Raw genomic sequence first — 26,561 nt, 5'->3', positions numbered from 1 at the left:
CCTCACACCTCTTTCGCCGGATGCGGCGTCGCAGGAGCGACCTCCGGTGTGCCGAGTACCGGAGCAGTCACCGCCGGGATCCGCGAACCCGCGGGTGGGCCACCGGCCTCATGGCCTCCTTCGGAGTCCCAGACAGCCTCGACGGTCCGGTCGGTCTCCGTCTCCGTGCCCAGGCGCGCCGCCTCCGCCATCAGCTCGCTCGCGGTCGACGTGCGCAGTGGGTCGCTCGCGGCGGCAAGCAGCCAGGCGGCCCAGGCGGGATTCGTCTGCGGAGGGATCACCAGCAGGTCCCAGCGGCCCACGCGATAGGAGAGCAGCAACATCTGGTGCGGGTCCTGCTGGGCCATGAACGAGCCCACCTTCACGACATGCCCCGCGACGGGCACCTTGCGTGGGACGGTCGGCCAGTGTGCGGGATTCACCGTGACCCTGGTGATCCGCCCCCACAGCGAATCCAGTACGGCGGTCAGTGCGGGAAGTTCCGCCCCGAGATCGCGGGAGCGGGGCCACCAGGCGCCGTCCAGCAGAGCCGGTGCGGAACCGCTGGGAGCCAGCGACATCCGCAGAGACGGAGGAGAGGGCGGGTCTTCGAGTGTCGGCGCGTACGAAACGGTCGCAGTCATGGTGCGAACCCTGCTCCGGAGCGGTCGGAACCGGCACCGGCGTAGTCAATCGCCGAAAACGACACGAGCATGAAGGCCGGTGCGCGAAATACTCTCGGTAACCCCAGCCTACTCCTCCGGCAAGCCTCACGGACCGTGCCCGGGCACGGCGGTGGAGCCGGACAGCCGGTCTCGGCGTCGACGTCCGAATCGCGAGGCGTGAGCGGTCGGCCGGCGGGCGGCTACGCGTCGATGACGAGCCCCTTCGCCTCGAGCACGGCGGCGAGGTTGCTGACCTCGATGACGCTCTTTCCGGCGCGGTAAGCCGCGATATAGGCGTCCTCCGCCTCGACCCGCTCCTGGGACCTGCGCACGACGTCCGCCACGTCGTCGCGCCGCACCACCACCACACCGTCGGCGTCGGCGCGCACGACGTCGCCGGGATGGACGATCTCGCCGCCGATCAGCACCGGTTCGGCCATCGGCCCCACGGTCTCCTTGACGGTGCCCTTCATACACACGCTGTACGAGAAGACCGGGAAGCCGAGTTCGCGGAGTTCCCGGGTGTCCCGGACGCCGGTGTCGGTGACGAGGCCGCCCAGGCCCTTGGCGACACACGCGTTGGCCAGTACGTCGCCGAAGGAGCCCGCCTCGGCGTACTCGCCGGCGGAGACCACGATGACGTCACCGGGCCGGGCGTGGGCGATGGCGACCTGCAGCATGATGTTGTCGCGGGGAGCGCAGCGCACGGTGAACGCGGGGCCGCACAGCGACATCGCGGGGTCGACCGGCTTGATCGTCGAGTCGAGGGCGCCCAGGCGGCCCTGTGCCTCGTGGATCGTGGCGGCGGAGTACTTGCTCAGCTGCTCGACCAGGTCCGGGTCGGGCCGGTCGAACTTCGTGTTGACGCGGATCATGACGCTCCTTCGGGTCTTCAGGAGGGACGGGCAGGTCTTCAGAAGTGGCCGGCCGGTGACAGGTCCGCACAGGCGCGGCCGATGCGCTCGCAGGCCTCGGTGAGGACGTCGGTGGAGGTCGCGAAGGAGATCCGGAAGTAGCCGGGTGATCCGTACGCGGCACCGTGGATGACCGCCACCTGCTGCGACTCCAGCAGATAGCGGGCGAAGTCCTCGTCCGAGCCGATCACTTCACCCGCGGGGGTCCGCTTCCCCAGTACGTCCGTGCAGTTGACGAAGGCGTAGAAGCCGCCACTGGGCGGGGTGCAGGACAGACCGGGGATGTCGTCGACCAGCTTCACGGTCACGTCGCGGCGGCCGCGGTAGACGGCCACACACTCGCGTACGAAGTCCTGGTCGCCGGTGAGGGCGGCGGTCGCAGCGGCCTGGCTGATCGACGACGGGCAGGACGAGATCTGCGACTGCAGGGTGTTGACGGCCGCCACCAGCGAGGCGGAGCCGGCGCCGTAGCCGATCCGCCAGCCGGTCATCGCGTAGGCCTTCGAGACCCCGTTGGTGAGGAACACCCGGTCGGTCAGGCGTGGTTCGACGGCGGCGAGGCTGGGGACCTGACCCGGCTCGAACCAGATCTCGTCGTAGATCTCGTCGGTCAGCACCTGGACGTGCGGGTGGGCGAGCAACACGTCGGCCAGGGCGCGGAGTTCGTCGACCGTGTACGCGGCCCCCGTGGGGTTGCCAGGGGCGTTGAGGATCACCCATCGCGTCCGGTTGGTGATCGCCGACTCCAGCCGCTCCGGAGTCAGCTTGAAGCCTTCCGACTCCGGGCAGGGCACGACGACCGGTGTGCCGTCGTTGGCGAGGACCATGTCCGGATACGACACCCAGTACGGAGCGGGGACGATCACCTCGTCGCCCGTGTCCAGCGTGGCCATCAGCGCGAGGAAGATGACCTGCTTCGCGCCTCCGCCGACTGCGATCCGGTCCGCGGAGTAGCGCAGCCCGTGCCGCTGCTCCAGCTTCTGGGCGATGGCGGCCCGCAGTTGGGGCGTGCCGTTGACCGGCGTGTACTTCGTGTCGCCCCGCCGGATCGCCTCGACCGCGGCGGCCTTCACATGATCTGGAGTGTCGAAGTCGGGCTCGCCGACAGTCAGGTCGAGGATGGCGAGTCCCTGTGCCTTCAGTTCACGGACGCGCTGGGCGGCCGCGGTGCTGGGCGAGGGCTTGATGCGCCGAACGCGCAGGGCGGTCGCGGCAGTTGTGGAGGTCGACATGTCAGTCGGTCCGCCTCTCGAAGTTGAGGCCACCGGGCACCTGGAACGTCGGCAGGATCTCGATGTGGCCGATGTTCACGTGGCGCGGCGAGTCGACGGCGAACTCGATGGCGTCCGCGATGTCCTCCGGCTTGAGCGACTCGTAGCCGTCGTAGAACTGCTTCTGGGCCTCCTCCATGTCGCCGAGCAGCCGTCCGAAGATCTCCGTCTCGACCCGGCCGGGGCAGATCTCGGTGACGCGGATGCGGCGGCCGTATCCGTCGACGCGCAGCTGCCGGGAGAGGGTGTGCACGGCCGCCTTGGTGGCGTGGTAGACGGTGTTCCCGCCGAAGTTGTAGACGCCGGCGATGGAGCTGATGTTGACGATGTGCCCGAGGTCGCGCTCGACCATCCCGGGCATGATCAGGCGCACGAGGTGCAGTACGGCCTGGAGGTTGACCGCGATCTGCTCGTCCACGGCGAACTCGTCGGCGGAGAGGATGTTCCCGGTGCGGGAGACCCCGGCGTTGTTGACCAGGACGTCGACCTCGAGGCCCCGCAGGGTCTCGGTGAGGGCGGCGGTGTCGGTGATGTCGACGGCGTGCGGGGTGCAGCCCGTACGCCGGGCGAGGTCTTCGAGCCGCTCGGCGTTCCGGGCGACGGCGTGGACTTCGAGCCCCTGCTTGGTCAGCCGTTCGACGACCACCGCTCCGATTCCGGTCGAGGCTCCTGTCACCAGGGCGGCGTTGTAGTCGGAAAAGGGCATGTGGATGCACTCCTAGAGATCCTGGAGAGAGGTGGGGGGTGAAAGACGGTGGGGGGTGAAGGTGACCTGCCTGGTTACGCGTCGCGCAGCGGCAGGTGCGCCCTGTCCTTGACCCGGGACACGGCGATGAGCGTGCCCAGTGCGGTGACGACCGCGTAGAACGCGGGCATGTTGACGTTGCCCGTCTTGTCGATGAGGTAGGTCATCAGCAGGGGAGCGGTACCGCCGAAGAGGGCGGCCGAGACGTTGTAGCCGAGCCCGTAGGCCGAGTAGCGCACCCGGGTGGGGAAGAGTTCGACGAGCAGGACGTGGATGACGCCGGTGTGACCGGCGAAGATGACCGCCATGACGCAGGCGCCCAGGATGGCGAGCGGGACACTGCCGGTGCCGATGAGCAGGTAACAGGGAATGCCGGCGACGGCCATGGCGACAGCGGCGCCCGCGAGGACCTTCTTGCGGCCGATGCGGTCGGAGAGGCCGCCCATGTACGGGATGGCGATCGAGATGGCCACCAGGCTGGTCGCGGTGACGAGCAGGCCCTGCACCTTGCTGAAGTTGAGCTCGGTGTTCATGAAGGTCGGCATGTAGCTGAACAGGACGTAGTAACCGGAGCCGTTCATGAGGGGGATGAACAGGGCGAGCAGCATCGCCCGGCGGTGCTCCGAGGATGAGAAGGCCTCCTTGAGCGGGTTCTTCGACAGGCCTCCCTCTTCCTTGAGGCGGTTGAAGTTGGGTGTGTCGCTGATCCGCTTGCGGATGTAGATGCCGGTGATGCCGAGCGGCACGGCGAGCAGGAACGGGATGCGCCAGCCCCACGACTCCATACGGTCCTGGCCGAGGCCGCTGGTCATGGCCGCGGCGATCAGTGTGCCGGTGAGCAGGGAGAGGAACGAGGCGATCTGGGCGTAGCTCGTGTAGAGGCCGCGCTTGCCCTCGGGGGCGTGTTCGGCGAGGAAGCTCATCGCGCCGGACGCCTCGCCGCCGACCGAGAAGCCCTGCGCGACACGCAGCAGGATCAGCAGGGCGGGGGCCGCGATGCCGATGCTCGCGTACGTCGGCAGGACGCCGATCGCCGCGGTCGCGACGCTGATCAGCATGATGACGAAGACGAGCATTCGCTGGCGGCCGATGCGGTCGCCGAGGTGGCCGCAGATGATCCCGCCGAGCGGGCGGAAGAAGAACGAGACGGCGTAGCCGAGGAAGACGAACTGGACGGCGGTCGCGTTGTCCGCGTTCGGGAAGAACACGACGGCCAGGGTGCCCGCCATGAAGCCGAAGATTCCGTTGTCGTAGAGCTCGGCGAAGATGCCGACGCACCCGGCGAGGGTGACTTTTCGCGCGGTTTTCGGATCTACGGTGTTCGGCACCGGCTGAGCGGCCACGGTACTCATGACGTTCTCCTGTCTGCTGGCAGGTTACGGGGAGACGGGGACGGTGCGTGCGGGGCTCGGGGGATGCACAGGGCGTCGAAGACGGTGCGCACCCGGTTCTGGAGGGCGTGGACGGCGCTTCGCTGGGAGCGGTGGGCGGCCACCGCCTCGGCGACGGTCCGGCGTCGGAACCGGACGGAGTGGCCCGGTCCGACCTGGCCGAGCGCGGAGAGGCCGGTCGCGGTCACGACGGCCAGCACCGGATAGCCGGCGGTGACGCCGCGGCCGCGGTGCAGGACGAGCAGCTCGTCGCCCGCGGGGACCTCGACGGCTCCCACCGGGACACCGCGCGAGAGCACCTCGCCGGTCGCGACGCGCCGGGGCACGTCACCGGCCATCCGCAGCCCGATGTGGTTGCTCTGCGGGCTCACCGTGAACTCCGACCCGAACAGCCGGTCCGCCGTGTCACCGAACTCGGCGAGGTCGGGGCCGTCGGTCACGTCGATCGTCCAGGGCGACGGGATGCGCGTCATGGGGAGGCGGGGCACCGGTGCCCGCAGCCGGAACAGCGGGATGCGGTACTCGGGGTGGTCGACGGGCGGGCAGTGCTGCCGGAGGCCGAGCTCGTCGCCGTCGCGCAGCCGGTGGCCGAAGCCAAGAATCGTGTCGGGGGCGCAACTGCCTTGCATGGAAGGGGCGTTCACCGAGCCGAGCACTGCCAGATAGACCCGGATGCCGCTCCGGATGCCGCTGATGCCGATCGTCTCGCCGGACCGTACGGAGAGGGGCTCCCACTGCGGCCGTACGACGCCGTCGACGGTCAGGTCGGCGGGCGCGCCGGTCACCGCGACGAGTACGTCGGTCGACGGTGTGCAGCTGAAGTCCAGGGCGGTGATCTCCAGCAGCGGCGCTCCCTCGGCGTTGCCGCAGAGCACGTTGGCGACGCGGGCGGAGTGCTGGTCGAGCGCACCGTTGACCGGCAGGCCGTAGCGGGAGCGCCCGAACCGGCCCAGATCCTGCACGGTCGTCATACCGGCCCGGAGGATGTTCAGGGTGTCAGCCATGCGACACCGCCAGGGAGCGGCCCGCGTGGTCGTCCCACTGCTCGGGCGTGATCGGTACGAAGCGGAAGGTGTCGCCGGGCCGGTACGCGGTCAGCGGGTCGGCGTCGAGGTCCTCCAGGACACGCAGGGGAGTGCGGCCGAGCAGCGGCCAGCCGCCGGGCGACGGCATCGGGCAGATCACGGCCTGCCGCCCGGCCACCGCGACCGAGCCGGGCAGCACCCGTGTGCGGGGCGAGGACAGTCTCGGGACGGGCCGGGGGAACGCCGGGCCGTCCATCATGGGTGCGCCGGCCGGTGCGCCGAGGCAGCGGACGGTGAGGTCCGCGGCGGAGTGCAGCTCCACGACCTCCCGCTCGCTCAGCCCCAACTGGTCGGCGACGACGGGCAGATCGGGGCCGAACTCGCCGCCGTAGACCACCGGGACGACGAAACGCCGTGCCGCGGGCGGCGTCACCGGACCCTCGCCGAGCCGGTCCGCCTCGTGCCGCAGTACGCGCCGTACCGTGTCGTGATCGGTGTCGGCGCAGTCGAACTCGACGAGCAGCGAGTCGTACGTGGGCACAATGCCGTGCACCCCGGCGAGCCGTACCGCGTCGAACGCGTCGGCCAGCGCGTGCACGACCTGCCAGCCGCGCTCGGTGTCCATGCCGACGGCCTTGGCCACGACGGCCGAGTCGCCGCAGTCCACGATCACGACGTTGCCGTGCGAGGTGTCGGCGCTTTCCGCGATGCCCGTGCCGCTGTCCATGTCAGGCGGCCTTGCCTTCGAGTACCTCGGCCAGAGCCGTGATCTCGACGTCGGCGCGGAGCAGGTCCTCGCGCACGCGGTGGGCGAGGGAGATCGCGCCCGGGGTGTCTCCGTGCAGCAGCACGGTGTCGCAGTCGACGGGGATGTCACGCCCGCCGACGCTGCGTATGACGCCCTCGGTCACCATGCGGATCGTCCGCTCGGCGATCTCCTTCTCCTCGTGGATGACCGCGCCGGGCTCGCTCCGCGGCACCAGCGTGCCGTCGTCGCGATAGGCACGGTCGGCGATCCCGACGATGCCGACCCGCAGGCCGCGGGCGCGTGCGGCGTCGGCGAGCTCGCCGTCCTGGGCCAGGACGACCAGCGACGGGTCGAGGGAGGCGACCGCGTCCGCGACGGCCACCGCGTAGTCGTGCCGGGTCGCCACCAGGTTGCCGAGCCGGCCGTGCGGCGCCACGTGCCGTACGCGGGTGCCGTGCGACACGGCGAACGCCTGGAGCGCGCCGACCTGGTAGAGCACGTCGGTGCGGACCTCGTCCGGTGTCAGATCCATCGCGCGGCGGCCGAACCCGACGAGATCGGGAAAGCTGGGATGCGCACCCACGGCCACGCCGCGCCGCACGCAGTGGCGGACCGTGGCGTCCATGATCCGCGGATCGCCCGCGTGGAATCCACAGGCGATGTTCGCCGATGTCAGCACATCGAGCAGGGCCTCGTCATCGCCCATCGTGTAGGCGCCGAACCCCTCGCCGAGGTCGGCCACGAGATCAACCCTGTGCGTCATGACATCCTCCGGACAGAAGAAGAAAAGGCGGCGCCGTATTGTCGTTCCGGCGGTCTTGGGGCGGGGCCCGTGCGCCGCCCGAAAAGAGGAATTAACGGGGCCGTCACATTTACTGCGAGATACGCGATCCATGCGGTCGAGGGATCTGGAAATCGCGTTTCGGTGAACGTAGTCCGAACGTGAGGAGGCGGCAAATACATGTTGTGCGTGACGTAATCACCGTTGGATATGACGTGGCGCACACGCGCCAAGGGTCGTCCGGCGGCACCGCGCCTACCATGAGGCTCCGCCCCCGCTGGAAGGCCGCACATGGACACCAGGCGTCTCTACTCGTTCGTAAAGATCGTGGATGCCGGGAGCATCACGCGTGCGGCGGACATCCTGCACATTGCGCAGCCCGCGCTCAGTCAGCAGCTCTCGGCGCTGGAGGCCCAGTTCAAGCAGCAGCTCCTGATCCGCAGCAAACGAGGCGTCGCTCCTACGGAGGCCGGCCGTGCGCTGTACCGGCACGCGCAGCTCATCCTGCGCCAGATCGACCTTGCCCACGCGGCGGTCGACATCTCCGGGCGGGCCCCCGCGGGCAGCGTGTCGGTGGGCCTCGCCCCGTACAGCATGGGCGCGGCGCTCGCGCTGCCCCTGCTCAGGAGCGTGCGCGAGCGCTACCCCGACATCCTGCTGCACATCAACGAGAACTTCGGCGGAGTGATCAGCGAGGCGATCATGACCGGCCGGATGGACATGGCGTTCATCTACGGGGCCGGACCGCTGCGGGGCGTGCAGTTCGAGCCGCTGCGCACCGAGGACCTGTTCCTGATCGCCGCGCCGGGCGGGTCGGTGCCCTCCGGGGAAGGCGACGTCTCCCTCGAAGAGCTGGCCGGCGTCCCGCTGCTGCTGCCCAGCCGCATCCACACCATCAGACAGGTCGTCGACGCCGCGTTCCACCACGCCTCGCTCGAACCCAGGGTGGTCGGCGAGATCGAGTCCGTCCTGACCCTGATCAGCGCGGTGGGCGCCGACGTCGGGGCGACGGTCCTGCCCTGGTCCGCGGCGCGCGCGACCCTCGACGTACGGAATCTCGTGGTGCGCCGGATCGTCAATCCGGCGATCACGGTGAAACTGTCCCTTTGTACCTCCGACCATCAGCCTCTGTCGGAACCCGCGCACGCCGTGCACGACCTCTTCCATGAATTGATCACGGAATTCGGTGAGGGCGTCGCCTTCGGGGACACGTCTATGGAGTCTTCGAAGTTGTCGGATTGATGCATCCCGATTTTCGATGACGTCACGCAAAATGGCTATTTGTTGCTCCGGAATGTGCTGACTAGCGTCTTCACGAATCGAATCGATGTCAATGATTTCGTGAAACGCGGATCAAGCACGGGAGAAGCAGATGAAGCAGCGTGTGCTCACCACCCGGGCCGCCCTCCCCGGCGGGGGCATCGCCCGCCTGGCGTCCCACGCCGAGGTCGTGGCGTGGCCGGGCGCGAGCAAGCCCGAACCGCGGGATCTGGCGGAACTGGCGAAGGGCGCGAGCGCCATCCTGGCCCTGGGCAACGACCGGGTGGACGCCACCCTGCTGGACGCGGCCGGGCCCACGTTGCGGGTCGTCGCGCTGGCGAGCATGGGATACGACGCGGTCGACCGGGACGCCGCCGCCGAGCGCGGCGTCGTGGTCACCCACACCCCCGGCGTTCTCGCCGAGACCACCGCCGACCTCACGTTCGCGCTCATCCTCATGGCCCGCAGGCGACTCGGCGCCGCCCGCGACTCACTGGCCGCCGGTCAGTGGGGTCTGTTCCGGATGGACGACTACCTGGGCCTGGACGTGCACGGCGCCACGCTCGGCCTGATCGGCTACGGCCAGATCGGACGGGCCGTGGCCCGCCGGTCCCAGGGCTTCGGGATGCGGGTCATCCACCACGACCCGTACGCACCCGACGACGCCCTCTCCACGTCGGTGGACCTGCCCACGCTGCTCGCCGAGGCCGACGTCGTCTCGCTGCACGTCCCCCTCACCCCGCAGACGCGTCACCTCATAGGCGCCGCCGAACTGGCGGCCATGAAGCCCACCGCCACCCTCGTCAGCACCTCGCGCGGCGGCGTCGTGGACGAGGACGCCCTGCTGCGGGCCCTGCGCGACGGGAGCATCCACTCGGCGGGTCTCGACGTCTTCGAGCGTGAACCCATGGGTCAGGAACTCTCCCCGCTGGTCGCCGAGCCCCATGCGGTCACTCTTCCGCACATCGGTTCCGCCACCGAGGCCACACGGGCCGCCATGGTGGACCTCGCCGTGGACAACATCCAGGACGTACTCGCCGGGGGCCCGGCACGCACGCCGATCCCGGGCGGCGCGGCAACCCCGGGACAGGACAAGGCCCCGCGCCCGGTTGGTGGGCGCGGGGCCAGGTGACGCGGGGCGGAATCGGCCCGTGCGGCGGTCGGAACAAGACCCGCGGGTGGGTCAGAGCGCGGCGGCCGCGCTGTGCAGGTTCTTGGCCGCCAGGGCGAGTCCCTCGGTCTGGGAGTAGGCCGCGTCCTCGTGCTCGATGTTCACGGCCATGTCCGGGTCGATCTCCGCGAGGGCCCGCAGGAACTCGGTCCAGTACGGCACGTCGTTGCCGTTGCCGACGGCGACGAACTTCCACGCAGGGTTCTCCGGCCAGGCGTTGCACCAGAACCCGTAGCCGGTGGGCACCTTGCCGGGCGCGTCGGCGGGCACGCGGGTGAACGACGTGTCCAGTACGCCACGGATGTCGGCGCCGGCACAGAGCGTCGCGTCCTTCGCGGCGGCGTGGAACACCAGCGGGCCCAGCCACTTGATGGAGGCGACGATGTCCATGCCCTGCCACATCAGGTGGGAGGGGTCCATCTCCGCGCCGACGTTGGTCGCACCGGTCTCGTCGACGAGCCGCTTCAGGGTGACCGGGGAGAACACCACGTTGTGCGGGTGCATCTCGATGGCGACCCGGACGTCGTTCTCCCGGGCCAGCGCGTCGATCTGCTTCCAGAACTCGACGGCCACGCCCCACTGGTAGTCCAGGACGTCCATGTAGACGCCGTCCCACGGGTTCACGACCCAGGAGGGGTACTTGGCGTCGGGGTCGGAGCCCGGGGTGCCGGACATCGTGACGACGTGCTTCACACCGAGCAGGCCCGCGAGCCGGATGGTGCGGCGCAGATCGTCGGCGTGCTTGGGACCGACGCCCGGGAGCGGGTTGAGCGGGTTGCCGTTGCAGTTGAGCCCGGTCAGCTCCAGCCCACGCTCGGCGAACGTCGCCAGGTACTCCTCGCGCGCCTTGGCCGAGGACAGCAGCAGGTCGATGGGACAGTGCGGGGAGGGGATGAAGCCACCGGTGTTGACCTCCACCGAGGTCAGCCCGTTCTCCTTGAGGATGTCCAGGGCCTCGGGGAGCGTCCGGTCGTGCAGACAGGCGGTGTAGGCGCCGAGCTTGAGAGCCATGTGTCTCTTCCTTCTGTGCGGGAGGGGTCAGGCTGCGGGCGGAACGGTGACGGCGGCACCGCCGATCCGGGACGACTCGACGACGGCCCGGATGATCTCCATGGTCCGCAGTGCGTCGGCGAAGGTGGCACAGGCCGGCCTCGGGTCGGCGGCACCCGCGACCTGGTCGAGGAAGGCACGGGCCTGGTAGGTGAAGTTGTCGGCGTTGCTGGCGCCCACACCGGGCGCCTCCATCGGGACCCCGCCCGCGAAGTACGGCATCTGCGGACCGGCGATGATCTGCCGGGCGCCGCGCGTACGGGCCTCGGGCTGGGCGTCGTCGAAGAGGTACTCGGCGGGCCTGTGCTGGTCGAACGCGGCTCGGCCGCCGAGGCCGAGGACGTCGAAGGCGAGCCCGTTGGGCAGGCCGAAGCCGGTGCGCGTCACCGAGAAGGTGCCCACGAGCCCGGACTCGAAGCGGGCGGTGAAGGACGCGGTGTCCTCGTTCTCGACCTCGCCGAACTCGTCGGAGACCGGCGCGGCGTTGTGCCCGACGACAGCGCCCAGCGGCAGGGGCCGCTTGGGGATCTGCGTCGACAGCGAGGCACCGGAGACCGAGGTGATGGGACCGGCGACGTACTCGGCGACGTCGATGACGTGCGAGCCGACGTCACCGAGCGCACCGGAACCGGGGCCGCCCTTGAACCGCCAGGTCAGCGGCCCCTTCGGGTCGGTCGCGTAGTCGCACCAGTACCGGCCGCTGAACAGCGAGAGATCGCCCAGCTCGGCGCGTCGGACATGCTCGCGGATCGCCGCGATGCCCGGGGAACGCCGGAAGGTGTACCCGACAGCGGTCACGACCTCGGCGGTGCGCTCCAACTCGGCCATCGCACGGGCGTCCTCCAACGACCCGGCCAGCGGCTTCTCGCACAGCACGTGCTTGCCCGCGGCGACCAGCGCCTCCGCGATCGGGCGGTGCAGGGCGTTGCCCACGACGATGCTCACCGCGTCGATCGTCGGGTCCTCGACGACGGCCTCCCAGCTCGGGAGCGCCTTCTCGTACCCGTAACGGCGGGCGGCGTCCTCGCCGAGTTCGGCGTTGGCGTCGGCGATCGCGGCAAGGCGGACCGGCGGCAGGCCGGCACCGAAGACCGTGTTGACGTTGCGGTAGCCGGCCGCATGGCTGCGGCCGGCCATGCCGGCTCCGATCACCGCGACGGAGATGGGTTTGGCGGACGTGGTCATGGCGGGGGCCTTTCGCGTTGGTGGTGCTTGGTGTGGGGGCCTCGGTCGCGTCGTCCCTGACGTCCATGGCCACCTCCTGGCAGTTGTCGTGGGGAAGTCGTGCTCCTGCGGGAAGGGCGAACCGTCAGCTGGAAGTGGGGAAGTCGAAACCGGCGGTCACCTGCTGTGCGGGCTGCGGCCAACGCGTCGTGACGACCTTGGGCCGGGTGTAGAAGCGGACACCCTCGGGGCCGTGGATGGGGGAGTCGCCGATCAGGGAGTCCTTCCACCCGCCGAAGGAGTAGTACGACATTGGCACGGGCACCGGCACGTTGACGCCGATCATCCCGACCTTGACGTTGCGCTGGAAGCGGCGCGCGGCTTCGCCGGAGCCGGTGAACAGGGCGGTGCCGTTGCCGTACGGGTTGGCGTTGATGACGCCGATGGCCTCGTCGAGGGTGTCGACTCGGACGACGGCGAGGACCGGTCCGAACAGCTCTTCCTTGTAGGCGTCCATCTCGGTCGTGACGTGGTCGAGGAGGGACGGCCCGGTGAAGAAGCCGTCCTCGTGGCCTTCGACCTTGAGGCCACGACCATCGACGACCACGGCGGCGCCCTGTCCGTCGGCGACACCGACGGCGTTCTCGACGCGTTCCTGGGCGGCCTTGGTGACCAGCGGGCCCATCTCCGTGCTGGCGGCGTCACCGGGACCGACCTTCACCTCGCGTGCCTTGCGCTCCAGGACTTCGACCAGGGCGTCGGCCGCGTCACCGACCGCGACGGCGACGGACACCGCCATGCAGCGCTCACCGGCGGAGCCGTACGCGCCCGCCGTGATGTGGTTCGCGGCGAACTCCAGGTCGGCGTCGGGCAGGACGACGGCGTGGTTCTTGGCCCCGCCGAGCGCTTGGACGCGCTTGCCGTGTGAAGTGGCCGTCTCGTGGACGTACCTGGCGATCGGCGTCGAACCGACGAAGGAGACGGCCTCGATGCCGGAGTGGGTGAGGATCGCGTCGACCGCGTCCTTGCCGCCGTGCACGACGTTGAAGACGCCGTCGGGCAGCCCCGCCCTCTTGTACAGCTCGGCGACGAAGACCGCGGCGGAGGGGTCGCGCTCGCTGGGCTTGAGGATGAAGGTGTTGCCCGTCGCGATGGCGATCGGATGCATCCAAAGAGGCACCATGGCCGGGAAGTTGAACGGCGTGATGCCCGCGACGACGCCCAGCGGCTGGCGGAAGTTGTGCACGTCCACACCTCGCGAGACCTGGTCGGAGAAGGACCCCTTCAGGACGTCGCCGAGTCCGCACGCGTACTCCACGACCTCCCGGCCGCGCGTGATCTCGCCGCGCGCGTCGTCGACCGTCTTGCCGTGCTCGGCGGAGATGATCCGGCCCAGCTCCTCCTCGTGCTCCACGAGGAGCTGCCGGAAGGCGAACATGACCTGGGTGCGCTGGGTGAGCGACGACTCGGACCAGGTCTCGAAGGCCTTCGCCGCGGCGGTGACGGCGATGTCCACGTCGGCGGCCGAGCCCAGGGCGACCCGGGCCTGCTCCTGGCCGGTGGCCGGGTTGAACACGGGGGCCGTCTGCGGGCTGGTCCCGGCGGCGGAGGAGCCGTTGATCCAGTGCTCGATGGTCTTCACGGTGCGGGTTTCCTTTGCGGGGACGGGACTTACAGGTAGTGGCGCTGGGCCTGCTTGCGGGCGGCGTACGTCTCGTACGCGTCACGGGTGGAGTCCAGGGTGGAGGTCTGGCTCACCGGCACGTCCCACCAGCCGTGGCCGGGCGGGTTCGGCCCGTACAGGTCGGTCTCGACGTGCACGACCGTGGTGCGGGTGGCCGCCTTCGCCTTCTCCATCGCCGCACGGAACTTGTCGACGGAGGTGGCGTGCAGTACGTCCGCACCGAGCGAGGAGGCGTTGGCGGCGAGGTCGACGGGGAGTACGTCGCCGTCGAGCTGTCCCGAATCTCCGTTGCGGTAGCGGTACTTGGTGCCGAACCGCTGCGAGCCGAGTGACTCGGACAGGGCGCCGATGGAGGCGAAGCCGTGGTTCTGGACGAGGACGATGATGACCTTCAGTCCCTCGGAGACCATGGTCACGATCTCCTGAGCCATCATCAGATACGAGCCGTCGCCGACGAGTACGACGACCTCGCGCGACGGGTCGGCCATCCTCGTGCCGACGCCGGCGGCGACCTCGTAGCCCATGCAGGAGTACGCGTACTCGACGTGGTAGGCCTTCGGATCCCGTGCCCGCCACAGCTGTTGCAGGTCGCCGGGCATGGAGCCGGCCGCGTTGATGACGACGTCACGGTTGCCCAGGACGTCATTGAGCGCGCCCAGGATCTGGGTCTGGGCGGGCAGTTCACCGGTGTTGCGGTCGGTCGCGAAGCACTCCTCCTCGATCTCCCGTGTCCGGGCGATGAGTTGGCGTGTGCGGTCGCGGTACTCCGGGGCGACCTCCCAGTCCGTCAGCGCGCCCGCGAGGGCCTGGATGCCGAGCCGGGCGTCGGCCACCAGCGGTTCCGCCGAGTGCTTCACGGCGTCCAGGCGTGCCACGTTGAGGTTGACGAACGTGACGTCCGGGTCGCCGAAGACGGTGTGGCTGGCAGTGGTGAAGTCGGAGTACCGGGTGCCGATCCCGAGGACGACGTCCGCCTCGCGCGCGAGTTCGTTCGCCGCGTACGAGCCGGTCGAACCGATGCCGCCGACCGCGTAGGGGTGGTCCCAGGGCACCGTGCCCTTGCCTGCGTGGGTGTCCGCCACCGGGATGCCGGTGGCCTCGGCGAAGGCCCGCAACTGGGTCTCGGCGCCGGAGTAGACGGCACCGCCGCCGGCCACGATCAGCGGCCTGCGGGCACCGCGCAACAGACGCGCGGCCCGCTCGACGGCGGCCTGCTCCGGTACCGGGCGGCCCACGTGCCAGACCCGGCGCCGGAAGAAGGAGACAGGCCAGTCGTAAGCCTCGGCCTGGACGTCCTGGGGCAGCGAGAGCGTGACGGCGCCGGTCTCGACCGGGTCGGTGAGCACCCGCATCGCCGCGAGAGCGGCGGGGATCAGCTGCTCGGGCCGGGAGATCCGGTCGAAGTACTTGGACACGGCCCTGAAGGCGTCGTTGACCGTGACGTCCCCGCCGCGGGTGTCCTCCAGCTGCTGGAGGACGGGGTCGGCGGCACGGGTCGCGAACATGTCGCTGGGCAGCAGCAGGACAGGGATCCGGTTGGTCGTCGCCAGGGCCGCACCGGTGATCATGTTCGTGGAGCCGGGTCCGGTCGACGCCGAGCAGGCGAAGGTCGCCAGCCGGTCGCGCATCTTCGCGTACGCCACCGACGCGTGCACCATGCCCTGCTCGTTGCGGGCCAAGTAGTAGGGCAGGTCTGCCTCTTGGGTGACGGCGGCCTGCAGTAGCGCCTGGCCCAGACCGGCCACGTTGCCGTGCCCGAAGATGCCCCAGACCCCGGGGATCAGCCGCTGCTCCTGGCCGTCGCGCTCGCTGTACTGGTTCGCCAGGAAGCGCACGAGGGCCTGCGCGGTGGTGAGCCTGATCGTTTCCATCACTCGGTCTCCTTGGCCCCGAACGGCAGCCGGGGGTCGCTCTCCTGGGACTCCCAGGTGCCGCGGACCCACCCGTGGGCGGGGTCGTCGCAGATCAGCCAGGCGCGGTGCTGGCCGGGGCCCGCCATGACGTTGAGGTAGTACAGGTCGTAGCCGGGCGCGGCGATCGACGGGCCGTGCCAGCCGTGCGGGATCAGGACGGTGTCGCCGGAACGGACCTCGGCGAGCACGTCGATCGGCCGCGCCTGTGTGCCGTAGACCCGCTGGTAGGCGAAGCCGCCCTCGCCCGCGACCTGGAAGTAGTAGATCTCCTCCAGCTCGGACTCGACCGGGTTGCCGCTGTCGTCCGTGCGGACCTCGTCGTGCTTGTGCGGCGGGTACGAGGACCAGTTGCCGCCCGGGGTGAGCACCTCGCACACCAGCAGCTGCTCGGCCTCGAACGTGCCCGGCAGGCAGTAGTTGTTGACCTGGCGGGAGCAGTTCCCGGCTCCGCGCAGCTCGACGGGCACGTCCTCCTTGCGCCCGTACCGAGCCGAGTGACCTCCCCGCTCGGTACGGGCGGAGGGCAGCGCGAACAGACCTCCCTGCGCGCTGCTGATCAGGGATTCCGACGCACGCGGGAGATACGCGAAGTCGGTGGCCGAGGCGAACACGCCTGTCCGTCCGGCGAGTTCGAAGGCCTTGCCGTCCGTGGTGACGGTGCAGGAGCCCGTCAGCGGCAGGACCAGGAACTCGGAATCCCCGGTGGACAGGGCGTGCGCCTCGCCCGGCCTCAGGGTCAGGATCCTGAGGCCGGAGTATCCCCAGCCCGCCGACTCGGGCGTGACCACGAGGTCGTACGGACCGTCGGCCGAAGTCCCGTGGGGGAGGTGGTACTTGCTCGTGTCGCTCACAGGAGGCTCACCGCCCGGTCCACCGCACCGGCAACGTCGCCGCCTGCGGGGTAGAGCAGGGAACGGCCCACGACCAGGCCCTGTGCGGTGGGCTGCTTGAGGGCCTTGCCCCAGGAGGCGAAGGCCGCGTCCGGGTCGGTGACCTCACCGCCCAGCAGGAGCGCAGGCAGGGTGGAGGCGGAGAGGACGCGCTCCATGTCCTCCACGACCGGCAGCTTCAGCCAGGTGTAGGCACTGCGGCGGCCGAGCCCCGAGGCGATGGTGACCGACTTGATGACGGCGTCGGTGGAGAGGTCGTTGCGGACCCTGCCGTCCTGCCAGCTGGAGAGGAACGGCTCGACCAGTGCTATGAGTTGACGGTCGTTCAGCTCGTCGACCGCGCGGGCGGTGTTCTCCAGGACGGAGGGCGTCGCCGGGTCCTGGAGGGCGATGCGGGTGAGCATCTTGCCGCCGTCGAAACGCATCGCGGCGATCGTCTCGGCGTCGTAGCCGGTGAAGCGGTCGTCGATCTCGAAGACCGACCCCGCGAGCCCGGCCCGGTTCATCGAGCCGAAGACGCTCTTGCCGTCGAGCACGCCGAGCAGCAGCAGGTCGTCCAGGATGTCCGCGGTGGCCAGCACACCGGTCACGCCGGGCCGCTCCAGGGCGACGCACAGGCGGTCCAGCAGCTTGAAGCGGTCGGCCATGGCGGTGGGATCGTCGCCGACGCCGTTGGCACCGCGCGCGGGATGGTCCGCCGCGATGATCATCGCCTTGCCGTGCCCGCCGAGCGGCGAGGTGGCCCGCACACGTCGCGCGGCGGCCGCCGCGACGGCACCGGGATCACTGACCCGGGCCTCCACGATCCGGCTCACGTTGTCGGACAGCACGTCGTCACACCTCTCGTTCGGTGGAGCTGGAGGCGAGCGAGACCTCGCGGAGCTTGGTGTCGACCTCGGCCTCGGTCGGCATGGCGTCGGAGCAGGACAGCCGGCCCGCGACGATGGCGCCGGCGGCGTTGGCGAAGGCGACCGTGCGGCGGGTGTCCCAGCCGGACAGCAGTCCGTGGCAGAGCGCGCCGCCGAAGGCGTCTCCGGCGCCGAGGCCGTTGACCACGTCCACCGGGACCGGCGGGATCTCGGCGGTCGAGCCGTCCCGGTTCATGGCGAGCACGCCCTTGGGTCCCTGCTTCACCACGGCGAGTTCGACCCCGGCGGCGAGCAGCGCCTTCGCGGCCGCGTACGGCTCGCGCTCACCGGTGGCGACCTCGCACTCGTCGAGGTTGCCCACGGCGACGGTGGTGTGGCGCAGCGCCTCGGCGTAGTACGTACGGGCCGCTGCCGGGTCCTTCCAGAACATCGGCCGCCAGTCGAGGTCGAAGACCGTCGTCCCCGCCTTCGCCCGGTGTGCCAGGGCGGCGAGGGTGGCCGGGCGGCTCGGGTTCTCACTCAGTCCCGTTCCGGTGATCCAGAAGACGCGGGCGTCGCGCACCGCCGCGAGGTCGAGCTCGTCGGAGCGGATGTCCAGGTCGGGAGCCTTCGGCAGGCGGTAGAAGTAGAGCGGGAAGTCGTCCGGCGGGAAGATCTCGCAGAAGGTCACCGGGGTCGGCGCGATGTCCGACGTACCGACGAAGCGGGTGTCGACGCCGTAGCCGTCCAGGGCCGTGCGGACGAAGTCCCCGAACGGGTCGCGGCCGGTCTTGGTGATCACGGCCGCGGAGTGCCCGTAACGGGCGGCGGCGACGGCGACGTTGGTCGGGCTGCCGCCCAGGTACTTGCCGAACGAGGTGACCTCGGCCAGTCCCACGCCTGTCTGGAGCGGATACACATCCACTCCGACGCGGCCCATGGTCAGCACTTCCAACGGCATAACGCGGTTTCCCTTCGCTCCGGAGATCCCCGGGGACGGTGGACTTAAAGCGCTTTAAAAGCGCCTACAGCGGAGAACGATGCCTTCGCTTAAATGTCCTGTCAATAGGTTGTTACTACGAGATTTCGCGGGCCTGATGGCCGCGCCGCGAGGTCGATGAGAAACGACGGTGGCGAGGGCCGGAGGCCGGCGCCGTGCGCCGGTTCATCCGCGGTGTGCAGGCCTGGTGACTCGGTGACTCGGGCCTGATCCGCAGGTCAGGCCCGAGTCGGGAAGAGCCACCACGCGTACGGTGCCGGGGGGCTGGGCCCGTCAGAGCCCATTAGGACCCGTCAGCGCCTGTCAGGACCCGGCGGCCAGGTATCCGTCGATCTTCTCGCGCATGAGCCGCGAGGACTCGTGGGCTCGTTCCTCCCACGCGAACACGCAGGCGGTCAGCGTGCCGTCGAAGTTGTTCGCCTTCAGCTCCCGGAAGAGCTCGCCGAAGTCGACCTCGCCCTGCCCGATGTCCAGGTGCTGGTGGATCCGCGCGGGGGTGCCGGGCGGATTGAGGATGTACCGGTTGCCGGACGACGCCGTGTGGTCGAAGGCGTCGGCGAGGTGCACGTGGGTCAGCAGGTCGCCGGCGTACTGGATGATGCCGGGGGCGTCGTTGCCGATGTGGAAGGTGTGCGGGGCGCAGTACAGGAACGTGACGTTGGGGTGGTTGATGCCCCGGATCAGGTTGACCGCGTCGTAGCCGTTCTCGATGAAGTCGTCCGGGTGCGGTTCCAGGGCGAGGTGAATGCCCTCGCGCTCGAAGACCGGGAGGAGTTCGTCGAGGGTCTTCCAGAACTGCGCCTCGCTGCGGTCGGCTTGCTCCGGGCGGCCGTTGAACTCGGAGATCATGCTGTCCACACCGAGGTCGGCGGCGATCTGGATGGACCGCTTCCAGTACCGTACGGCGGCCTGTCGGTCGTCCTCGTCCGGCCCGGACCAGCGGAACAGGGGCAGCATCGAGGAGATGCCGACGCCCGCTGCGTCCAGGGCCTTGCGGAACTTCCGTACGGTCGCGTCGTCGACACGGGGATGGCGGAAGAACGGGATGAAGTCCTCGCGGGGGGACAGCTCGATCCACTCGTAGCCCAACTCGGCCACCACAGAGGGTAGTTCGAGCAGTGGGGTGCTGCGGATCATGTACGGATCGAGGGCGATCTTCATGAGGAAATGCCTTCGGGTCGGTAGGGGCGGTGGAGCGTTGGATCGGGGCGCCTTGGGCGCGGCGGTCCTCGGTGCGGTGGTCCGCGGTCCAGTGGTCCTCGCGCTGCGGGCGGCAGCCGATGAGTTCGCCGCTGTCAGGTTCTGCCTTCGGCGGAGGCGGAAGCAGAGGTGGTGGTGGGTGTCTTGAGGTCTTCGGCTTCGGGGAGTTCTTCGACGTCGACGCCGCGGACTTGGGCCAGTTCGTGTTTGAGTGCGGCGAGTTCGGCGCCGCCGGCCATGTGGTTGGTGAGTTCTTCGAGGCTGACGTCGGCGCGGGCGGCGGAGAGTTCCATGGTGCCCAGGCGCAGGACGCTGAAGTGGTCGCCGACCATGTAGGCGTGGTGGGGGTTGTGGGTGATGAAGATGACGCCCAGGCCGCGGTCGCGGGCGGCGGCGATGTACTTCAGGACGACGCCGGACTGTTTGACGCCGAGGGCTGCGGTGGGCTCGTCGAGGATGAGGACGCGGGCGCCGAAGTAGACGGCGCGGGCGATGGCCACGGACTGGCGCTGGCCGCCGGAGAGGGTGCCGATGGGCTGGTCGAGGTCGTCGAGGATGATGCCCATGTTGCGCAGTTCCTGGTCCGCGGTTGCCTTCATCTTCGCGATGTCCAGGCGGCGGACGGGCCAGGGGCCTTTGGTCATCTCGGAGCCGAGGAAGAAGTTCCGCCACACCGGCATCAGCGGCACGGTGGCGAGGTCCTGGTAGACGGTGGCGATGCCCTTGTCGAGGGCTTCACGCGGGGTGCTGAGGTGCACCGGTGTGCCGTCGATGAGGAATTCGCCCTCGGTGTGCTGGTGCAGTCCGGAGATGATTTTGATGAGGGTGGACTTGCCGGCGCCGTTGTCGCCCAGCACGCAGGTGACCTGGCTGGGGTATACCGCCAGGTCGACGGTGTGCAGGGCGCGGACGTTGCCGTAGGCCTTGCCCGCGCCCTTCAGCTCGACGATCGGCTCGGCGGCGGTGTCGGGCTTGTCCTTGACCGTGGCGCCGTTGGGGGAGGTGGTGTGGTCGGTCATGGGCTTTACCTCCGGGTGGCCTGGCGGCGGACCCACAGATTGACGAGGGCGGCGAGCAGGAGCATGACGCCGAGGAAGGCCTTGAACCAGTCGGGGTTCCAGTTGGCGTAGACGATGCCCTGGGAGACCATGCCGAAGATGAAGGCGCCGATGACGGGGCCGATGGCGGAGCCGTAGCCGCCGGTGAGCAGGCAGCCGCCGATGACCGCGGCGATGATGTAGAGGAATTCGTTGCCGACGCCCTCGCCGGACTGGACGGTGTTGAACGAGAACAGGATGTGCATGCCGACGAACCAGGCGCCGGCGCCGACGCCCATGAACAGGGCGATCTTGGTGAAGGTGACGGGGACGCCGACCGCGCGGGCGGATTCCTTGTTGCCGCCGGTGGCGAAGATCCAGTTGCCGAACTTGGTGCGCAGCAGCAGCCAGGTCGCGGCGGCGGCGAAAACGAGCCAGTAGAAGACGGTGATCTTGACGTCGACGTCGCCGATGCTGATCTCGGAGGCGAAGACCTTCTTGGCCTGGTCGAAGCCGTCCATGTCGCTGATGGAGTCGGTGGCGACGTTGCCGGTGAAGATCTTCGTGATGGCGAGGTTGGCGCCCTGCAGGATCAGGAACGATCCCAGCGTGATCAGGAACGACGGCAGCCCGGTGCGTACGAGCATGTAGCCGTTGAACGCGCCGATCGCCAGCGACACCACCAACGCGACGACCACGCCGACCCAGACATTCATGGAGAGCTGGAAGCTCCACATGCTGGCCGTCAGGGCCGAGGTGGTCACGGCCACGCCGGCGGAGAGGTCGAACTCCCCGCCGATCATCAACAGGGCCACCGGGAGGGCCATGATGCCCATCACCGACGACTCGTAGAGCACGTTGGCCAGTGAACCGGCCTCGCGGAAGGGGGAGGCGACCGCGAAGAAGAAGACGTACACGGCGATCGCCGCGATGAGCGCGCCGATCTCGGGACGGGCCGCCAGCCTGCGGCTCAGGGAGCGTTCCGAGGTCCGGCCGTCCTTGGGGGCGGGCGGCGGAGCCGGCGACGAGGAGCTCGTCGCCGGTGCCGTTGCCTGGATCATTGGGGTCACCGAGTGCCCTTCTCAGCGAACTTCGCGATGGCTTCGACGTTGGACTTGTCGACGAACGCCGGGCCGGTGAGCACCGGCTCCTGGCCACCGCCACTGAAGTTGCCGTTGGTCTTGTACAGCCACAGCGAGTCGACGGACAGGTAACCCTGCAGATACGGCTGCTGGTCGACGGCGAACTCGACGTCACCGCTCTTGATGGCGCTGACCATCTCCTTGTTCAGGTCGAAGGTCGCCACCTTGGCCTTGCTGCCGGATTCGGACACCGACTGGACGGCGGTCAGCGCGAACGGGGCGCCGAGTGTGACCACGGTGTCGATCGATGTGTCCTGCTTGAGCTTGGCGCTGATCGTCGACTTCACGGACGGCATGTTCGTGCCGTTCACGTACAGGTTCGTGGTCTTGCCCTTGAACGTCTTCTTCACACCGGCACACCGTTGCTCCAGGCCGACGTGGCCCTGGACCTGGATGACGCAGACGTTGTTCTTGGCGCCGGTCTCGTTGAGCTTCTCGCCGAAGGCCTCACCGGCGACCAGCTCGTCCTGGCCGAAGAACTCCAGGAGTCCCTGGTCCTTCCACTGATCCATGCCGGAGTTGAGGCCGACGACCGGGATGCCCGCCTTGCGGGCCTTGGCGATGACGTCCTTCATGGCGTCGGGCTTGGCCAGGGTGACCGCGATGCCGTCGACCTTCTGGTCGATCGCGTTCTGGACGAGGCTGGCCTGCGTCGACGCGTTCTCGTTGTTGGAGTAGATGAGCTTGACGTTGTCCTTGGCCGCGGCGGCCTGGGCGCCCTTGCGGATGATGTCCCAGAAGGTGTCCCCGGGAGGCGCGTGGGTGACCATCGCGATGGTCATGCGGGGAGTGTCGGCCTTGCCGACAGCCGCGTCGCCCGAGTCCTCCTCGGCCTTCTTGCCACCGGAGTCACTGGAACAGCCGGCGAGGACCAGAGCGGCCGCGGCGGCCACAGCCACTGCGGGGACGATTCTGCGGGAGCGGGGAAGGGATGTGCGGTTCATGCTACGTGCACCTCACTGTGCATCTGGGAGGGAAGGTGGAGCCGCGGCAACTGGTTGGGCCGGGGTAGTCGCGAGCGCCTCGGTCAGGGTCGCGGTTGAGAGGGGAGAGCGGGCTGAACCCGGTTCGGCGGGTCTCGGAGGCGCGTGGTGGTGCCTGAGGTCCGACGGCTTCCGGACTCAGTCCCTCGATCCGGTCGACCTGGAGGTCCCCGGACTCGACCTTCACGGCCCTGTCGGGTGGAGAGCGTGCGGAGGCTTCGGAAACGTGGTTCGTAAGGCGTTGCCGCGCCCGGTACCGGCATGCGGGGAGCCGTGGCGGCTGACCGTGCCGCGGCCGAGCGCCTTGTGGGCGTCGACGGCGGCCGGGCGTTTCTCGGGCACCCCGGTGTCATGCACGGCCGGGGCCGTTCGGTAGCCGCCCGGGCGAGTGCGGTCGGCCATGCCGGCGTCGATGACACCGATTCCGATCGACTGCTTCCTCACTGAGGCTCCTCTCCGGCACGCGAGGCGCTGTGGCAGGGGAGTCGGAGAGCGCGATCCGTGGGGTGCCGCGCTCCCGAGCTGACTACGTTGGAACAACAGGACAATTTAAAGCGCTTTAAGTCCTGGTACTATCGGCTCGTTTCGTGAGCGTGTCAAGGGTGTTGCGCGGGGAGATTGCTCAGGGAGGTATCAGTGGATGACGTCGATTCCGCGCGTGACCGGAACGGCACGGGCAAGCGTCCCCGGCTGGAGGACGTGGCCGCCAGGGTGGGGCTTTCGACGGCGTCGGTGTCCCTCGTCCTGCGCGGTGTGTCCGGCCCCAGCGAGCGGACCCGTCAGCGGGTCTTGAAGGCCGCCGCCGACCTCGGCTATCAGGTGGACCGCACCGCGAGCCTGCTGGCCAGCAGACGCACCCGGCTGCTCGGCGTCATGGTCGACGTCCACCGCCCCTTCCACGCCGAACTGGTCGAGCACCTGCACACGGCAGCCGAGGCGGTCGGCTACGACCTCGTCCTCAGCACCCAGACCCGCACCCGCGACGAGCACACCGCCGTCGAGACGCTGCTGGCCTTCCGCAGCGAAGCCATGATCCTCCTCGGCCCGACCGTCCCCGCCGACACCCTCGCAGCCCTTGACCGCAAGTCCCCCGTCATCGCCGTCGGCCGCCGGATCGCCGACGCCGCCCTGGACGTCGTACGCACGGCGGACGACGACGGAGTGGGCCAGATCGTGGACCATCTGGTGGGCCTCGGCCACCGTGCGATCACGTACGTCGACGGCGGCAAGGGCGTCATCGCCACCGACCGGCGCCGCGGCTACCGCACCGCCATGCGCCACCACGGCCTGGACGCGCACATCCGGGTCCTGCACGGTGACCACACGGAGGCGGCGGGCGAGCGCGCGGCCCGCAAGCTCCTCGACGGCGACGCCCTGCCCACCGCTGTCGTCACCTACAACGACCAGTCCGCCATCGGTGTCCTGGCAGCCCTGGCCCGAGCCGGCGTCGCCGTCCCCGGGCAGGTGTCCGTGGCCGGCTACGACGACGACACGCTCTCCCGGCTGAGCTGCTTCAACCTGACCACCGTCAGCCAGAACGCCGAGGAGCAGGCGAGGCACGCGGTCGCCGCCGCCGTCGAACGCCTCGACCATGGCCGCACCGAGCCCCGCGAGGTCGTGCTTCCCCCGCACCTCGTCATACGCGGCACGACGGCCGAGCCCGCCTGACCGACCTCGCCCGACCGACGTCACCTGGGCCGGCTCCGGGGGCAGGACCGCTCCCGCCCGGCGGCCGGACCCGCCCCACGGTGCAGCCGATCATCGTGCGCGAAAACCCGTCGCGATACGTGCAGCGGGTTGTTAGCGTGAATGCATGAGTTACGTTCTCTACCTCTGACCGGGCCCCAGGCTCCGCGCCTCACACCACAGTTGTGAGGCGCCGGGAGCCGTGATGTCGCCTGCGGCCCGCCCCGTTCCGGGCCTGGCCGTCCGTCAGACAAGGCTCGCTCCCACCCCTCGTACCCAGGGGTGACGTGTGCCTCCTTCCGGAGGAAGAACAACGTGACCAGTCTCAACCTGCCTGCCCGCGATCGGGCCCAGCTGACCTGCGTGGACGTCCGCGTCGACCGCGGTGGCCGCACAGTCCTGCACCAGGTCGACATGAAGGTCGCCCCGCGTTCGCGCTGGGGCGTCGTCGGCGAGAACGGACGCGGCAAGTCGACCCTGCTGCACGTACTCGCCGGCACCCTGGCACCCGACGAGGGGACCGTGCACCGTGTCGGCACGCTGGCCCTGGCCGAGCAGGAGATGCCGGCCGAGGACGAGCGGACGGTCGGCGACATCGTCGACGAGCACCTCGCCGACGCTCGGGCCGCTGTCCGGCAACTGGACGCCGCAGCGACGGCCCTCGCCGAGGAGCGGCCCGGCGCCGAACAGGACTACGCCGACGCCCTGGAAGCGGCACAGGCCCTGGATGCCTGGGACGCCGACCGCCGGGTCGATGTCGCCCTCGCGGGGCTCGGCGCCGTCAGCGACCGCACCCGTCTCCTCGCCACCCTCTCCGTCGGACAGCGCTACCGGATCCGGCTGGCCTGTCTGCTGGGGGCCGAGTACGACCTCCTGCTCCTTGACGAGCCGACCAACCACCTCGACCTCGCGGGTCTTGAGTACCTCACCGCCAGGCTGCGCGCCCACTCCGGCGGTGTCGTCGTGGTCAGCCACGATCGAGCGCTCCTGTCGGACGTTGCCACCACGATCCTCGACCTCGATCCCACCCGTGACGGCTGCCCGCGCGTCTACGGCGGCGGGTACACCGGCTACCGCGAAGGCCGCGAGGCCGAACTGGCCCGGTGGGAGGCGGAGTACGAGCTGCAACAGGCCGAACTCACCCGCCTCAAGCAGGCCCTGTCCGATTCGCAGAACCGCCTGAGCACCGGCTGGCGCCCGGACAAGGGCACCGACAAGCACCAGCGAGCCACCCGCGCCGGTGCGTTGGTCCGCTCAGTCCACCGACGCCAGGAGGACCTGGAGCAGCACAAGGTCACCGCCCCCGTCCCGCCCCAGCGATTCCACCTGCCCGACCTGCCCGCCCGGCCGGGTGTCGTCCTGCTGCGCGCGGAGGAGGTGACTGTCGACGGGCGGCTGCACCGGCCGACCGGCCTGTCGCTGACATCCGGCGACCGACTGGCGGTCACCGGGCCGAACGGGGCGGGCAAGTCCACACTCCTGTCCGTCCTGGCCGGTCAACTCGCCCCCACCACAGGCAGGTTGCACCGCTCGCGCAAGCTGCGTCTGCACCTGCTCGGACAGGAGTCACCGCGAGCCACGTACCGACGGGCCCATGACCTCTACCACCAACACACCGCGCGACTGGTCAGCGCCGGTGTCCTCAAGGACGGCGAGGTGACAGGGCTCGGCGCGCTGGGCCTGCTCAGCTCACGTGACGCCAACAAGGCCGTGGCCGAGCTGTCCATGGGACAGCAGCGTCGACTCGACCTCGCCCTGGCCCTCGCCGCCCGCCCGCACGTCCTGCTGCTGGACGAGCCCACCAACCACCTGTCCATCGCCCTGGTCGACGAACTGACCGACGCTCTCCACACCACCGAGGCGGCCATCGTCCTGGCCACCCACGACCGTCAGATGCAACGCGACATCCACACATGGCCACACCTGTCGCTGACCCTCCCCGTTGAGGCTGTTCGCGTGTAGGAGCAGCCGACGGAGTACGCGAACCTGACAGCCCAGTTGTCCTGACACAGGC

General features: G+C 69.6%; 24 protein-coding genes. 4 read left to right on the top strand and 20 right to left on the bottom strand.

Going from position 1 to position 26,561, the window contains the following annotated elements; all coding sequences use genetic code 11:
• Window positions 1-2: 2 nt before the first annotated feature.
• The 8 genes from OG718_RS08965 to OG718_RS08930 all read right to left on the bottom strand — a co-directional run bounded on the left by OG718_RS08965 (window position 3) and on the right by OG718_RS08930 (window position 7,501).
• Window positions 3-623: a DUF5994 family protein gene (locus OG718_RS08965; RefSeq protein ID WP_328843842.1), complete on the bottom strand. Its 621-nt coding sequence runs from the start codon at window positions 621-623 to the stop codon at window positions 3-5.
• Between the two features lie 221 nt (window positions 624-844).
• A complete protein-coding gene (locus OG718_RS08960; protein WP_328843841.1) occupies window positions 845-1,519 on the bottom strand; it encodes a 4-carboxy-4-hydroxy-2-oxoadipate aldolase/oxaloacetate decarboxylase in 675 nt (224 codons plus the stop codon).
• Window positions 1,520-1,557: 38 nt separating this feature from the next.
• Entirely contained in the window at window positions 1,558-2,790 is a 1,233-nt protein-coding gene (locus OG718_RS08955) for an aspartate transaminase (RefSeq protein ID WP_328843840.1), read from the bottom strand.
• Between the two features lies 1 nt (window position 2,791).
• Entirely contained in the window at window positions 2,792-3,535 is a 744-nt protein-coding gene (locus OG718_RS08950; protein WP_328843839.1) for an SDR family oxidoreductase, read from the bottom strand.
• A gap of 74 nt (window positions 3,536-3,609) precedes the next feature.
• Entirely contained in the window at window positions 3,610-4,926 is a 1,317-nt protein-coding gene (locus OG718_RS08945) for an MFS transporter (RefSeq protein ID WP_143641288.1), read from the bottom strand.
• Entirely contained in the window at window positions 4,923-5,969 is a 1,047-nt protein-coding gene (locus tag OG718_RS08940; RefSeq protein WP_328843838.1) for a biotin-dependent carboxyltransferase family protein, read from the bottom strand. The genes OG718_RS08945 and OG718_RS08940 overlap by 4 nt, the downstream gene beginning before the upstream one ends.
• Window positions 5,962-6,717 (bottom strand): 5-oxoprolinase subunit B family protein, encoded by a 756-nt coding sequence (locus OG718_RS08935; RefSeq protein WP_143641290.1) that lies wholly within the window; start codon window positions 6,715-6,717, stop codon window positions 5,962-5,964. Before OG718_RS08935 ends, OG718_RS08940 begins: the two co-directional genes overlap by 8 nt.
• Window position 6,718: 1 nt before the next feature.
• Window positions 6,719-7,501, bottom strand: a complete 783-nt coding sequence (locus tag OG718_RS08930; RefSeq protein WP_143641291.1) for a LamB/YcsF family protein — start codon at window positions 7,499-7,501, stop codon at window positions 6,719-6,721.
• Window positions 7,502-7,810: 309 nt separating this feature from the next.
• On the opposite strand from OG718_RS08930, the gene nac reads away from it, so the two are divergent.
• Complete coding sequence (gene nac / locus OG718_RS08925) at window positions 7,811-8,761, top strand: nitrogen assimilation transcriptional regulator NAC (protein WP_328843837.1); 951 nt, start codon at window positions 7,811-7,813, stop codon at window positions 8,759-8,761.
• A 130-nt stretch (window positions 8,762-8,891) separates the two neighbouring features.
• Entirely contained in the window at window positions 8,892-9,911 is a 1,020-nt protein-coding gene (locus OG718_RS08920) for a 2-hydroxyacid dehydrogenase (protein ID WP_328843836.1), read from the top strand.
• A gap of 51 nt (window positions 9,912-9,962) precedes the next feature.
• On the opposite strand, the gene OG718_RS08915 is transcribed toward OG718_RS08920, so the two are convergent.
• The 12 genes from OG718_RS08915 to OG718_RS08860 form a co-directional block, all read right to left on the bottom strand.
• Window positions 9,963-10,961, bottom strand: a complete 999-nt coding sequence (locus OG718_RS08915) for a sugar phosphate isomerase/epimerase family protein (protein WP_328843835.1) — start codon at window positions 10,959-10,961, stop codon at window positions 9,963-9,965.
• A gap of 27 nt (window positions 10,962-10,988) precedes the next feature.
• Complete coding sequence (locus tag OG718_RS08910) at window positions 10,989-12,185, bottom strand: Gfo/Idh/MocA family protein (RefSeq protein WP_143641295.1); 1,197 nt, start codon at window positions 12,183-12,185, stop codon at window positions 10,989-10,991.
• Between the two features lie 124 nt (window positions 12,186-12,309).
• A complete protein-coding gene (locus OG718_RS08905) occupies window positions 12,310-13,806 on the bottom strand; it encodes a CoA-acylating methylmalonate-semialdehyde dehydrogenase (protein WP_328843834.1) in 1,497 nt (498 codons plus the stop codon).
• A 29-nt stretch (window positions 13,807-13,835) separates the two neighbouring features.
• Window positions 13,836-15,719 (bottom strand): 3D-(3,5/4)-trihydroxycyclohexane-1,2-dione acylhydrolase (decyclizing), encoded by a 1,884-nt coding sequence (gene iolD, locus OG718_RS08900; protein WP_328843833.1) that lies wholly within the window; start codon window positions 15,717-15,719, stop codon window positions 13,836-13,838.
• Window positions 15,719-16,612, bottom strand: a complete 894-nt coding sequence (gene iolB, locus OG718_RS08895; RefSeq protein ID WP_328843832.1) for a 5-deoxy-glucuronate isomerase — start codon at window positions 16,610-16,612, stop codon at window positions 15,719-15,721. The genes iolD and iolB overlap by 1 nt, the downstream gene beginning before the upstream one ends.
• Window positions 16,609-17,481, bottom strand: a complete 873-nt coding sequence (locus OG718_RS08890; protein WP_328843831.1) for a Cgl0159 family (beta/alpha)8-fold protein — start codon at window positions 17,479-17,481, stop codon at window positions 16,609-16,611. The genes iolB and OG718_RS08890 overlap by 4 nt, the downstream gene beginning before the upstream one ends.
• A gap of 4 nt (window positions 17,482-17,485) precedes the next feature.
• Window positions 17,486-18,460, bottom strand: a complete 975-nt coding sequence (gene iolC / locus OG718_RS08885) for a 5-dehydro-2-deoxygluconokinase (RefSeq protein ID WP_328843830.1) — start codon at window positions 18,458-18,460, stop codon at window positions 17,486-17,488.
• Window positions 18,461-18,802: 342 nt separating this feature from the next.
• Window positions 18,803-19,660 carry a sugar phosphate isomerase/epimerase family protein gene (locus OG718_RS08880; protein ID WP_306935913.1) on the bottom strand — a complete coding sequence of 286 codons (858 nt, stop codon included), beginning with the start codon at window positions 19,658-19,660 and terminating at the stop codon, window positions 18,803-18,805.
• A 134-nt stretch (window positions 19,661-19,794) separates the two neighbouring features.
• Window positions 19,795-20,718 carry an ATP-binding cassette domain-containing protein gene (locus OG718_RS08875; RefSeq protein WP_328843829.1) on the bottom strand — a complete coding sequence of 308 codons (924 nt, stop codon included), beginning with the start codon at window positions 20,716-20,718 and terminating at the stop codon, window positions 19,795-19,797.
• A gap of 5 nt (window positions 20,719-20,723) precedes the next feature.
• The gene (locus OG718_RS08870) at window positions 20,724-21,797 is read right to left on the bottom strand and encodes an ABC transporter permease (protein ID WP_328843828.1); all 1,074 of its coding nucleotides are present in this window, start codon (window positions 21,795-21,797) and stop codon (window positions 20,724-20,726) included.
• A 5-nt stretch (window positions 21,798-21,802) separates the two neighbouring features.
• Entirely contained in the window at window positions 21,803-22,822 is a 1,020-nt protein-coding gene (locus tag OG718_RS08865; protein ID WP_189843091.1) for a sugar ABC transporter substrate-binding protein, read from the bottom strand.
• Between the two features lie 222 nt (window positions 22,823-23,044).
• Window positions 23,045-23,305, bottom strand: coding sequence for a hypothetical protein (locus OG718_RS08860; protein WP_328843827.1), 261 nt, complete (start codon window positions 23,303-23,305; stop codon window positions 23,045-23,047).
• Window positions 23,306-23,497: 192 nt separating this feature from the next.
• Here OG718_RS08860 and OG718_RS08855 point away from each other — a divergent pair, with 192 nt between their 5' ends.
• Window positions 23,498-24,529 carry a LacI family DNA-binding transcriptional regulator gene (locus OG718_RS08855; protein WP_143641572.1) on the top strand — a complete coding sequence of 344 codons (1,032 nt, stop codon included), beginning with the start codon at window positions 23,498-23,500 and terminating at the stop codon, window positions 24,527-24,529.
• Between the two features lie 333 nt (window positions 24,530-24,862).
• Window positions 24,863-26,509: an ABC-F family ATP-binding cassette domain-containing protein gene (locus OG718_RS08850; protein ID WP_328843826.1), complete on the top strand. Its 1,647-nt coding sequence runs from the start codon at window positions 24,863-24,865 to the stop codon at window positions 26,507-26,509.
• The last annotated feature ends 52 nt before the right edge of the window (window positions 26,510-26,561 follow it).

Source organism: Streptomyces sp. NBC_00258 (genome assembly GCF_036182465.1).
Classification (GTDB): domain Bacteria; phylum Actinomycetota; class Actinomycetes; order Streptomycetales; family Streptomycetaceae; genus Streptomyces.
This window is presented reverse-complemented; position numbering and strand designations above follow the sequence as displayed.